This window comes from Pseudomonas sp. ES4 (assembly GCF_050586665.1).
Taxonomy (GTDB): domain Bacteria; phylum Pseudomonadota; class Gammaproteobacteria; order Pseudomonadales; family Pseudomonadaceae; genus Aquipseudomonas; species Aquipseudomonas frederiksbergensis.
Window position 1 is genome coordinate 197,610 of sequence record NZ_JBOBDO010000004.1, and the last position, 11,381, is coordinate 208,990.

An 11,381-nucleotide genomic window follows, 5' to 3' on the forward strand; every position below is an offset into this window, starting at 1 on the left:
TTTGGCCCACCATAGTGGCTGTGTATACTGGCCGACATTTTAACGCCCTGGAACCTCCTTCGATGGTTGCTCACCTGATTGAATTTGCCACTAACCACTATCTGCTCGTCGGTATCTTCGTCGTACTGCTGGCGTTGCTGATCGCTTATCAGATGCAAGGCGGCGGCCGCAGCCTGAGCACCGGTGAACTGACCGGGCTGGTCAACAAGGACGCGGGCGTTGTGATCGACATTCGTTCGACCAAGGACTTTGCCGCCGGTCACATTGTTGGCGCAGTGAACATTCCTCACGACAAACTGACCGCTCGCGTCGGCGAACTGGAAAAGCACAAGGCCAAGACCATCATCCTGGTCGATGCCATGGGCCAGACCGCTGGTACTCATGCCCGCGAACTGATGAAGTCCGGCTTTACTGCCGCCAAGCTCTCCGGCGGTATTTCCAGCTGGAAAGGCGATAACCTGCCGCTGGTGAAGTGAAATGAGCAACGTCGTCGTCTATTCCAGCGATTACTGCCCTTACTGTTCGCGAGCCAAGTACCTGCTCGAGAACAAAGGCGTGGCCTTCGAAGAGATCAAGGTCGATGGCAAGCCGCAGGTGCGTGCCGCCATGGCTCAGAAGGCCGGACGTACATCCGTGCCGCAGATCTGGATTGGCAGCACCCACGTGGGTGGTTGTGATGATTTGTTCGCCCTTGAGCGCGCCGGCAAGCTCGACGCCATGCTCAAGGCCTGAATGCCTTCCCTATAAGACCCCAAGATCAGAAAGGATCTGAGATGACTGACCAACAGAACACTGCAGCTAGCGAAGAAGAAACCGCACCGCAATTCTCCTTGCAGCGCATCTACGTACGTGACTTGTCCTTCGAAGCACCGAAAAGCCCGGCAATCTTCCGCCAGCAGTGGGAACCGAGCGTCGGTCTGGATCTGAACACCCGTCAAAAGGCTCTGGAAGGCGACTTCCATGAAGTCGTACTGACGTTGTCCGTTACCGTGAAAAACGGTGAAGAAGTGGCGTTCATTGCTGAAGTGCAACAGGCCGGGATCTTCCTGATCAAGAACCTCGACGACGCTTCGATGAGCCACACCCTCGGCGCGTTCTGCCCGAACATCCTGTTCCCCTACGCTCGCGAAACCCTGGACAGCCTGGTGACCCGCGGTTCGTTCCCGGCCCTGATGCTGGCCCCGGTGAACTTCGACGCGCTGTACGCACAAGAGCTGCAACGCATGCAGGCGGCTGGCGAGACTCCAACCGTTCAGTAAGCGTTCGATGCAGTAACGAAAAAAGCGCCATAACAGGCGCTTTTTTCATGGGCGGAATGATGCTGCTGGGTGCGTTGCGATGATCGTTCCCACGCTCTGCGTGGGAATGCAGCCCGTGACGCTCCGCGTCAACCGGTGCCAGGCTCGACGCCAGTGGTGCTGCTGGAACGCGGAGCGTCCCTAGAGGCATTCCCACGCGGAGCGTGGGAACGATCAGTCACGAGGTTACTTGAACCCGAGCTGGCGCCAGCCTTCGTACACGGCGACCGCCACGGTGTTGGACAGGTTCAGGCTGCGGCAGCCTTCACGCATCGGCAGGCGCAGGCGCTGTTCACTGGGCAGGGCATCGAGTACTTCTGCCGGCAAGCCACGGCTTTCCGGGCCGAACAGGAACGCATCGCCCTCGGCGAAGCTGGCATCGTGGAACGGCCGCGAGCCCTTGGTGGTGAAGGCGAACAACCGAGGATGCCCGAGGCTTTCCAGACAGCTGGCGAGGTCTGCGTGGCGTTGCAGGGTGGCATACTCGTGGTAATCGAGGCCGGCCCGGCGCAGACGCTTGTCGTCCATCTCGAAGCCCAGCGGTTCGATCAAATGCAGGTGGCAGCCACTGTTGGCGCACAGCCTGATAACGTTGCCGGTATTCGGCGGAATTTCTGGTTGGAAAAGGATGACGTGAAACATGCACGGCTCCGAAGGTAAAGATGAGCGGCATTCTACGCCGCCTGTGGACAACCGTTCGAAACTATTCCCGCGGGTGATGGCTTCGCTGGCGATTGTCGGGGTGATGGTGGGGCTGATGATCGGTCGCCTGACCACTCCCGACCCCAGCGAATTGCAGCAGGTCGAGGTGACGAACGATGGGCTGGTGGTGTGGTTCAACAACGAACCCAAGGCTCACGGCGAGTTCGTCGACGGTAGCCTCGCGTTGCTGTTCGAGGCTGAAGGAAAGTCACAGAAAGGTCAGCTCAAAATCAACGACAAGAACGCGAACTGGCGCGTGCGTTTGAGCGATGGGGGGTTGTTGCTGACGGTGGTGGCGGCCCGGCCACTGCAGGGCGAGTGGGCCGGTAGCGAGGTCGATGACCGCTGGCGGCTGGAGATCCATCTCCGGGAGCAATAAAAGAGGGAATCCCCGGCCTGCCTGTACCAAGGTTCCCAAAACGGCAGGGCTCGCGCATTGCGACGTGAGCCCGGTGTAAAGAAGGAACCCCTGACCTGCCTGTATCAAGGGCCCCAAAACTGCTTGGGCTCGTCGCTTGTGCGGTGTGAGCCCGATGTAAAAGAGGGGAATCCCCGGCCTGCCTGTACCAAGGTCCCCGAAACCGGGTAGTGAATCGAATCACTGAATGGACTATTGCAGGGGGCGTGCCAGGTTTTAACAAGTTGAAACAGAATGTCGCGCTGAAACGTCGAAAGCCCCGTATTCCGGGGCTTTCGTGTTTCTGTGATAGGGATTTTCTTGCAGATGAAGGCGGGGTTTTGGATCGGTTGCCATGCGCGATTGCGGTTCACGGTGCATTGCTGCGGTGCACGGAAGAGTGGTGAGGATCGTTCCCATGCTCTGCGTGGGAATGCAGCCCGGGACACTCCGCGTCCCTGCCGAAGCGGACGCAGAGCGTCCATTGAGGCATTCCCACGCAGAGCGTGGGAACGATCAGGTGGGGGGATTAACCCTCATCCCCCTCATCATCATCCCCACCATCAACCTTCATCCCCAATTCCTTGATCTTGCGCGTCAGGGTATTACGCCCCCAGCCCAGCAAAACGGCGGCATCGCGGCGGCGGCCGGCGGTGTGTTTGAGGGCGGTTTCGATCATGATCCGCTCGAATGCCGGTACAGCGCTGTCGAGCAGGCTCGACTGGCCACGAGCCAACGCCTGATCGGCCCACTGGCGCAGCGCTTGCTCCCAGTTGGTCACCGGCGCCGAATCCTGCGGCAGGTTCAGCAGCTCCGGCGGCAGGTCGCTGATGTGCACTTCGCGACCCGAAGCCATCACCGTGATCCAGCGGCAGGTGTTCTCCAGCTGACGCACGTTGCCGCCCCACGGCAGGTTTTTCAGGTATTCCTCGGTTTCGCTTTTCAACAGCTTTGGCTCTACCGCCAGTTCTTGCGCGGCGCGGCTGAGGAAGTGCTTGGCCAGGGTCGGGATGTCTTCGCGACGGTCCGACAGCCGTGGAATGTGGATACGAATCACGTTGAGGCGGTGGAACAAGTCCTCACGGAATTTCCCAGCGTGCACCAGGGTCTCCAGATTCTGGTGCGTCGCGGCGATGATTCGCACATCGACCTTCACCGGCACATGGCCGCCGACGCGGTAGAACTCGCCGTCCGCCAGCACTCGCAGCAAACGAGTCTGGGTGTCTGCCGGCATGTCGCCGATTTCATCGAGGAACAGCGTGCCGCCGTCAGCCTGTTCAAAACGCCCGCGACGCAGGTTGGCCGCGCCGGTGAACGCGCCTTTCTCATGGCCGAACAGCTCGGATTCCATCAGGTCTTTCGGGATCGCCGCCATGTTCAGCGCAATGAACGGCGAAGCCGCACGCGGGCTGTGACGGTGCAGTGCATGTGCCACCAGCTCTTTACCGGTACCGGATTCGCCGTTGATCAGCACAGTGATGTTGGAATGGCTCAAGCGGCCGATGGCGCGAAACACTTCCTGCATCGCCGGCGCTTCGCCAATGATTTCCGGGGTACGTGTCAAGGCGACCGGGACTTCCAGGCCTTGCTGTTCCTGGGCGTGCTGGTTCGCGCGTTTGACCAGCGACACCGCTTCGTCGACGTCGAACGGTTTCGGCAGGTATTCGAACGCGCCGCCCTGATAGGACGCGACAGCGCTGTCCAGATCGGAGTGCGCAGTCATGATGATCACCGGCAGCCGTGGGTGCTGTTCGCGAATCCGCGCCAGAAGGTCCAGACCACTGGCGCCCGGCATGCGAATGTCGGAGATGATCACGTCCGGCTGCTGGCGCGCCAGGCGGCTCATCACGCCATCGGCGCTGTCGAAGCTTTGCGTGGTCATGCCTTCCTGCTGCAAGGCTTTTTCCAGGACCCAACGGATAGAACGGTCGTCATCGACGATCCACACGGTTTCACTACGGCTCATGTCGATGTGGCTCCTTGTTCCAGTGGCAGAAAGATCGAGAAGGTGGTGTGGCCTGGATGGCTGTCACATTCGATCAGGCCCTGGTGCTGGCTGATGATGTTCTGGGTAATGGCCAGGCCCAGCCCGGTACCGTCCGGGCGGCCGCTGACCATGGGAAAGAAGATGGTTTCCTGCAAGTCCGCGGGAATGCCCGGGCCGTTGTCGATGATTTCGATCTTGGTCACCAGGCGATGGCGCACGTGGCCGATGGTGAACTGGCGCATGGCGCGGGTGCGCAGGCTGATGCGGCCAAGGCGCAGCTCGTTCTGGCTGCTGATGGCCTGCATCGCATTGCGCACGATGTTCAGCACGGCCTGAATCATCTGTTCGCGGTCGATCAACACGTCGGGAATGCTTGGGTCGTAGTCGCGCACCAAAGTGATGCAACCCTGGCTTTCGGCTTCCACCAGATGACAAACCCGTTCCAGCACTTCATGGATGTTGCACATCGCCAGTGACGGCAGCTTGTTGGAGCCGAGCATGCGATCGACCAGATTGCGCAGGCGGTCGGCCTCTTCAATGATCACGTTGGTGTAGTCGCGCAGGCTTTCTTCCGGCAGTTCGCGAGCGAGCAATTGCGCCGCGCCGCGAATCCCGCCGAGGGGATTCTTGATCTCGTGAGCGAGGCCGCGCACCAGCATCTTGCTGGTTTCCTGCTTCGACAGCTGCGCCTCTTCCTTGGTGATTCGCAGCAAGCGGTCGCGGGGGTGGACTTCCAGCAGCAGCATGGTGGCGCCGTTGGCCAGGATGGGCGTCACCGCGTAGTCGACGGTCAGCGTCTGGCCGGTGAGGGCGGTGAGCATCGCTTCGCGCTTGGTGAACGGATGGGCTTGCTGGACCGCCTGGCGCAAGGAGTTCAGCGCCTCGGTGGATTCGGTGAACAACTCGCTGATGAACTGCCCATGGCTACGCTGACCGCTGATGGCCAGGAGCATTTCCGCCGCCGGGTTCATGTACTCGAGGCGCAGTTCGGCGTCGAGCAGAATGGTGGCGGTGGTCAGGTTGTCGAGTAGCAATCGATGCAGTGCGTCGCTAATGGTCATCAGGACCTCTTTTGGAGCAGGGCGCGCGCATGAATAAAGCGCTGATGCGAGGAAAATGCAAAAACCAAACCAAGGCTCCGAAAAGAAGCGTTTAAGGCCTGAAACGGGCGTTTGACGCTCGTTTGCGTGGCGTTCTGCCAGCTTTGACGGGTACTTTCGAACCAAAATGGGTTGGTATATGGGTATGGTGCAACCAATTGCACCAATATAGTGCGCAAACCTGAATGGCGTTAGAAGAAGCGCAGGAAGGGATTTTTTTCCTCTGCGGGCTTGTCTTTAAGCGGACATTCCGGCCGTTGGCCGTAATCGGGGAGGGTGCAGGGTCTGACCTGGCGCTTCTGCGCCAGAGAGATGCGCAGCATGTGGAACGGCTGGTTGGCGGTGCGCTCGACCGTGCGGCCCTGCTCGTCGAGGATTTCCACCGAGAGGTTGTGGCTGCCGCGATCGATGTTGCTCAGGGCGAACACCGGGCTCAAGCCGGGATCTGCGGTGGGTTGGCCATCGAGGAGCAATCGGTAGCGATGGCCACGTTGCAGACCGGGTTCGCTGGTGACGCTGACAATAATCTCTCCAGCGCTGCTGCGTACCGTGGCGTCTGGCTCCGGCACCAGTACTCTCAGCATGTCGTAGTGAAACAGTGGTTTTGTTTCGGCCTTCTTTCCAGCTACCGGTACTGCGCCGCCAGGGTTGGCGGACATGCGGTTACTCGGCGCCAGCGGCACACGCTTGGCATTGCCGGAGCCTGGCTGGTCGGTGTAAACCCGATTGCCCTGGGCGTCGATGTAGGTGAATACCTCGGCCGTCACCGGCAGGGCGATCAAGCAGATGATCAGCAGCCACAGCCTCACGGCTTATGCACCCGTTGTACGGTGAACGTCACGGTGGGACTTTGTTGAACGATGGTTTCCCCGTCGATCACCTGCACCGCGAGGCTGTGCGTGCCGCGATCAATATTGACCAGTTGCAGGATTGGCACGTTGCTCGGCTGGCCGTAAGGCTGATCGTCCAGCAACAGCCTGAACAAATGTGGGCCTTGCAGGCGGGGTTTGATCAGTACGTTGACAGTGAAAGTGCCGTTGTTGGCACGCAGCGCTTCGGTGGTGGGCAAGTTGGTCAGTTCCAGCACCTCGTAAGCGCTGCGCGGCTGTTCGCGACTGCTGGCTTCAGCCGGTGGCGCAGGAGGCGCCTGGGGCTCAACCCTGTTCAGCGGTGGCAACTCGACCGGTTGAGCCTTCACGCCATCGGGCGGTTGATTGCTGTAGGCGGTGTTGCCGTCGGCGTCGGTGTACTTGTAGATCTGCGCCATCACAGGGCAAGCGAAAGACAGCAGCAGAAATATCAAAAGTGACCGCATCCAGACTCCCTGTGGGTATCAAGGTTACTCCGACAGTGGAATACCTTGGCTGCCAGCATAGAACACAATGAGTTCTACCGGCTTGTCACCGGTTTTGCCGCGATGGGTGATGTTAACCATTTCAGCCACCGCATCGCCCTGCTTGAAGCGTCGGATCTGGCCGCTGTCCTTGCTCTCGACTGTCAGCTCGCCGGCAAGAATGTACGCGGCATTGGGGATTGGATGGGTGTGCCAGTCGAGTGCAGTGTTCGCAGGTATCTTGAGTTTCAGGAGCGACAGCTCAGGTGCTGCCTTCGGGTAGGCGATGTAAGGCGTGTCGTCCCAGGATGCACTGCTTTGAAGTAGAACTTTACGTTCGATTGCCGCCGTCGATGCTGCTGGGTTGCAGCCCGACAGGGCACCTGCGGTCAAGGTGCCAAGCAGGGTTGTAAGCATGTAGATCTTCATCGTTCCATCCGTTGAGTGCAGGCAAGTCGGTACAGGCTACGAGCAACTCAAATGGATTGATGCCAGACGAAACTGTGAATGTCATGGGAGATGGATCGATTGCTTGTCAGAAATTGCAGAGCGGCTCATCCGGATGCTTCCATGCAAGGCCCGATAACCTTGCGCAACCCGCTGTCGTCTTCTGGCAATACAAACTCTGCAATCAGTGGGGTATCACTCTTGAGCGAAGGCAGTGTCAACGTTACAGGTTGACCACGGGCTGTGTCAGTGAGCCAGTAATGCAACTCGCGCTTGTCGATGCTCGTACCAAACTCGAATACCCAACCGTCTTCTTGCAGGCTCCTTACCGAGCCCGAACCGCTGACCAGAGAGCTGATGGGCGCGCGTGTGCCGGTTGTCAGGCGCAATGGACCGTTTGCCGGCGCGCCCGGGCCTTCATAATCATCGGCATTGAAGCCAAGTCGCTGGGTCGGGATAGTCAGGGACATTCTCATCGGGTTATCAGGATGACAACTTATCGCCAATAGGGCCTCGCCGGTTTTGCCGTCATAGCGTGTATTTCCGCTGAGAAGGGCAATTTGAAACCGGCTGTCATCGGAAGATTTTTCCACCAGCCAGTGTTTGCCCTGACCAGTGGTATGGGAACTATCCGATGCGGCCCAGGCAGGTGTCAGCGCCGCAAGAAACAACGCTAGTGAATAAATAGAGGCCGATGCTGATTTCATCTGATGGTCCTTCCGAAAAGTCCCGGGACAGTAAATGAAAATTGCCTGGAAGTTTCACAGAACTATTTTCAAAAAATGTTTTGCCTGAAAACTTACGCCCACAAAAAAGGCCTCCCGAAGGAGGCCTCATTTGTTACGCCGCGTGTGCTGGCGCTACCGGATCAGCAGCTGTAGTACAGCTCGTATTCCAGTGGGTGTACGAAGGTACGAACCTTGATTTCTTCTTCGCTTTTCAGGGCGATGTAAGCGTCGATGAAGTCGTCGCTGAAAACGCCGCCTTTGGTCAGGAACGCACGACCTTTGTCCAGCTCTTCCAGGGCTTCTTTCAGGCTGCCGCAAACTTGTGGGATCTCTTTCGCCTCTTCAGGCGGCAGGTCGTACAGGTTTTTGTCAGCAGCATCGCCAGGGTGGATCTTGTTCTGGATACCGTCCAGGCCAGCCATCAACAGTGCAGCGAAGCCCAGGTACGGGTTGGCTGCCGGATCCGGGAAGCGAGCTTCGATACGGCGAGCGCGAGGGCTGGACACGTAAGGAATACGGATCGAAGCGGAACGGTTGCGAGCCGAGTAGGCCAGCATTACTGGTGCTTCGAAACCTGGGACCAGACGCTTGTAGGAGTTGGTCGACGGGTTGGTGAAGCCGTTCAGCGCCTTACCGTGCTTGATGATGCCGCCGATGAAGTACAGGGCAGTGTCGGACAGGCCGGCATAGCCTTCGCCAGCGAAGGTGTTCTTGCCATCTTTGGCGATGGACAGGTGAACGTGCATACCCGAACCGTTGTCGCCGTACAGCGGCTTAGGCATGAAGGTCGCGGTGCGGCCGTATGCATCAGCAACGTTGTGTACGCAGTACTTCAGGGTCTGAACTTCGTCAGCCTTGGCGACCAGGGTGTTGAACTTCACACCGATTTCGTTCTGGCCGGCAGTCGCCACTTCGTGGTGGTGAACTTCGATGACCAGGCCCATTTCTTCCATGGCGTTGCACATGGAGGTACGGATTTCGTGGTCGTGGTCGAACGGCGGAACAGGGAAGTAGCCGCCTTTGACGCCTGGACGGTGGCCTTTGTTGCCGCCTTCCACGTCCTGGTCGGACATCCACGAACCTTGTTCGGAGTAGATCTTGAACATCGAGCCGGAGATGTCGGACTTGAACTTCACTTCGTCGAAGATGAAGAACTCAGGCTCTGGACCAACGAATACGGTGTCGCCGATACCGGTCGACTTCAGGTATTCCTCGGCACGCTTGGCGATCGCACGTGGGTCACGGTCGTAGCCTTGCATGGTCGAAGGCTCGATCACGTCGCAAACCAGGATCAGGGTTGGCTCTTCGGTGAACGGGTCGAGAACGGCAGTGCTGTCGTCCGGCATCAGGATCATGTCGGAGGCTTCGATGCCTTTCCAGCCAGCGATGGAGGAACCGTCGAACATTTTGCCTTCTTCGAAGAAAGCTTCATCCAGCGCGTCGCGAGCCGGCATGGTCACGTGATGCTGAGTGCCTTTGGTATCCGTGAAGCGCAGATCAATCCACTTGACGTCATGATCTTTGATGAGTTGAACCGACTTCGACATAGTGTCCTCCGGGTGGCTTCGGGCTTAGTAGTGGATGCCCTTAGAATGTGGGTGATGCCGGCGCGAATACTCTGCCAAGGCAACCTGCCTCACAAGGGAGCAAATTGCATGCCAGTGCCCCACCATGGGTTTTTTGCCCCATTTTCACGCTTATATAGAGGTAAAGCGCAGCAAAGCTGGAAATAGCGCCCTGTAATGTAGCGTCATATTCAACAAATGACCTGTTTTGGTGCGCGCAAAACCTTCTGCACATTAACTGGTTAAACCTTGAGCAATTTCCGCTATAATCCGCGCCCCCCTTTTTCGGCTGGCCCAGCGCGCGCTGTTTTCATGAAACTAATCGTAAAAGTCTTCCCCGAGATCACCATCAAGAGCCGCCCGGTACGGATGCGTTTCATCCGCCAGTTGGCCAAAAACATCCGTACCGTGCTCCGCGACCTGGACCCGGCTGTGGTGGTGAACGGTGTGTGGGACAACCTCGAGTTGGAAACCCGCGTCAGCGAGCCGAAAGCCCTGAAGGAGATGACCGAGCGCCTGAGCTGCATGCCGGGCATCGCGCATTTCCTGCAAGTCGACGAATACCCGCTGGGCGACTTCGACGACATCGTCGCCAAGTGCAAGCAGCACTTCGGTGATGCGTTGGCCGGGAAGATTTTTTCGGTGCGCTGCAAGCGTGCCGGCAAGCATGAATTCAGCTCGATGGATGTCGAGAAATACGTCGGCAGCCAACTGCGTCGTCAGTGCGGCGCCGCCGGAATCTCGCTGAAAGAGCCGGAAATTGAAGTTCGTCTCGAAATTCGCGACAAACGGTTGTTCGTGATCCACAACCAGCACAACAGCATCGGCGGTTATCCGCTGGGGGCCCTGGAACAGACGCTTGTACTGATGTCCGGCGGCTTCGATTCCACTGTAGCTGCCTACCAGATCATGCGCCGCGGGCTGATGAGCCATTTCTGCTTCTTCAATCTGGGCGGACGAGCCCATGAACTGGGCGTTATGGAAGTCGCGCACTTCATCTGGAAGAAGTACGGCAGCTCCCAACGCGTGTTATTTGTCAGTGTGCCTTTCGAGGAAGTACTGGGAGAAATTCTCGGGAAAGTCGATAACAGTCATATGGGCGTAGTTTTGAAGCGTATGATGTTGCGCGCTGCTTCCCGTATTGCCGATCGGCTGGAGATCGAAGCGCTGGTCACCGGCGAAGCGATTTCCCAGGTGTCGAGCCAGACGCTGCCGAACCTGTCCGTGATCGACTGCGTGACCGACAAGCTGGTCTTGCGACCGCTGATCGCCAGTCACAAGCAGGACATCATCGACCTGGCCAACGAAATCGGGACTGCCGATTTCGCCAAGCACATGCCGGAATACTGCGGGGTCATCTCGGTGAACCCCAAGACCCACGCCAAGCGTCCACGCGTGGAGTACGAAGAACAACAGTTCGACATGGCAGTGCTCGAGCGTGCGCTCGAAAACGCCAAACTGGTGCCGATCGATCGCGTAATCGACGAATTGGGCCAGGATTTGCAGATCGAAGAAGTCAGCGAAGCTCTGGCGGGCCAGATCATCATCGACATCCGTCATCCGGATGCCGCTGAAGACGAGCCGCTTGAACTCGCTGGCATTGAGGTGCAGACGATGCCGTTTTATGCATTGAACGCTCGTTTCAAGGAACTGGACCCTACTCGCCAGTACCTGCTGTATTGCGACAAAGGCGTGATGAGTCGCCTGCATGCCCACCATTTGCTCAGTGAGGGGCATGCCAATGTGCGCGTTTATCGACCGAGCTAAGAGCCCGGGGCTGTATGCCTGTGGCCTGCGTCACCGGCCCCCCGACCCTGCCGTCAA

The 11,381-nt window shown here is 58.5% G+C and carries 13 protein-coding genes; 5 read left to right on the plus strand and 8 right to left on the minus strand.

Features of this window, described 5'->3' with window-relative positions; all coding sequences use genetic code 11:
- Positions 1–62 precede the first annotated feature (62 nt).
- The 3 genes from ACQ4OB_RS06795 to secB are packed head-to-tail and all read left to right on the plus strand — an operon-like array spanning position 63 to position 1,259.
- A complete protein-coding gene (locus ACQ4OB_RS06795; protein WP_008149429.1) occupies positions 63–476 on the plus strand; it encodes a rhodanese-like domain-containing protein in 414 nt (137 codons plus the stop codon).
- Between the two features lies 1 nt (position 477).
- Positions 478–732 (plus strand): glutaredoxin 3, encoded by a 255-nt coding sequence (gene grxC / locus ACQ4OB_RS06800; protein ID WP_008149430.1) that lies wholly within the window; start codon positions 478–480, stop codon positions 730–732.
- 41 nt (positions 733–773) lie between these two features.
- Positions 774–1,259 (plus strand): protein-export chaperone SecB, encoded by a 486-nt coding sequence (gene secB / locus ACQ4OB_RS06805; protein ID WP_007897410.1) that lies wholly within the window; start codon positions 774–776, stop codon positions 1,257–1,259.
- Positions 1,260–1,484: 225 nt separating this feature from the next.
- On the opposite strand, the gene ACQ4OB_RS06810 is transcribed toward secB, so the two are convergent.
- Entirely contained in the window at positions 1,485–1,940 is a 456-nt protein-coding gene (locus ACQ4OB_RS06810) for a tRNA (cytidine(34)-2'-O)-methyltransferase (RefSeq protein ID WP_008068783.1), read from the minus strand.
- On the opposite strand from ACQ4OB_RS06810, the gene ACQ4OB_RS06815 reads away from it, so the two are divergent.
- Positions 1,939–2,379: a hypothetical protein gene (locus tag ACQ4OB_RS06815; RefSeq protein ID WP_074872739.1), complete on the plus strand. Its 441-nt coding sequence runs from the start codon at positions 1,939–1,941 to the stop codon at positions 2,377–2,379. The two genes, ACQ4OB_RS06810 and ACQ4OB_RS06815, sit on opposite strands and share 2 nt — an antisense overlap.
- A gap of 547 nt (positions 2,380–2,926) precedes the next feature.
- On the opposite strand, the gene ntrC is transcribed toward ACQ4OB_RS06815, so the two are convergent.
- The 7 genes from ntrC to glnA form a co-directional block, all read right to left on the minus strand.
- Positions 2,927–4,363, minus strand: coding sequence for a nitrogen regulation protein NR(I) (gene ntrC, locus ACQ4OB_RS06820; RefSeq protein ID WP_008149434.1), 1,437 nt, complete (start codon positions 4,361–4,363; stop codon positions 2,927–2,929).
- Positions 4,360–5,445 (minus strand): nitrogen regulation protein NR(II), encoded by a 1,086-nt coding sequence (gene glnL / locus ACQ4OB_RS06825; RefSeq protein ID WP_074872746.1) that lies wholly within the window; start codon positions 5,443–5,445, stop codon positions 4,360–4,362. Before glnL ends, ntrC begins: the two co-directional genes overlap by 4 nt.
- 230 nt (positions 5,446–5,675) lie before the next feature.
- Complete coding sequence (locus tag ACQ4OB_RS06830) at positions 5,676–6,293, minus strand: DUF4124 domain-containing protein (protein WP_430955348.1); 618 nt, start codon at positions 6,291–6,293, stop codon at positions 5,676–5,678.
- On the minus strand, positions 6,290–6,799 hold the full coding sequence (locus tag ACQ4OB_RS06835) for a DUF4124 domain-containing protein (RefSeq protein WP_074872753.1): 510 nt from the start codon (positions 6,797–6,799) through the stop codon (positions 6,290–6,292). Before ACQ4OB_RS06835 ends, ACQ4OB_RS06830 begins: the two co-directional genes overlap by 4 nt.
- A 24-nt stretch (positions 6,800–6,823) precedes the next feature.
- Positions 6,824–7,246 carry a cupin domain-containing protein gene (locus tag ACQ4OB_RS06840; protein WP_083383345.1) on the minus strand — a complete coding sequence of 141 codons (423 nt, stop codon included), beginning with the start codon at positions 7,244–7,246 and terminating at the stop codon, positions 6,824–6,826.
- A gap of 125 nt (positions 7,247–7,371) precedes the next feature.
- Positions 7,372–7,971, minus strand: a complete 600-nt coding sequence (locus tag ACQ4OB_RS06845; RefSeq protein ID WP_430955349.1) for a hypothetical protein — start codon at positions 7,969–7,971, stop codon at positions 7,372–7,374.
- A 161-nt stretch (positions 7,972–8,132) separates the two neighbouring features.
- Positions 8,133–9,539, minus strand: coding sequence for a glutamate--ammonia ligase (gene glnA, locus ACQ4OB_RS06850; RefSeq protein ID WP_010464555.1), 1,407 nt, complete (start codon positions 9,537–9,539; stop codon positions 8,133–8,135).
- Between the two features lie 330 nt (positions 9,540–9,869).
- Here glnA and thiI point away from each other — a divergent pair, with 330 nt between their 5' ends.
- Positions 9,870–11,324, plus strand: a complete 1,455-nt coding sequence (gene thiI, locus ACQ4OB_RS06855) for a tRNA uracil 4-sulfurtransferase ThiI (RefSeq protein ID WP_076028975.1) — start codon at positions 9,870–9,872, stop codon at positions 11,322–11,324.
- The last annotated feature ends 57 nt before the right edge of the window (positions 11,325–11,381 follow it).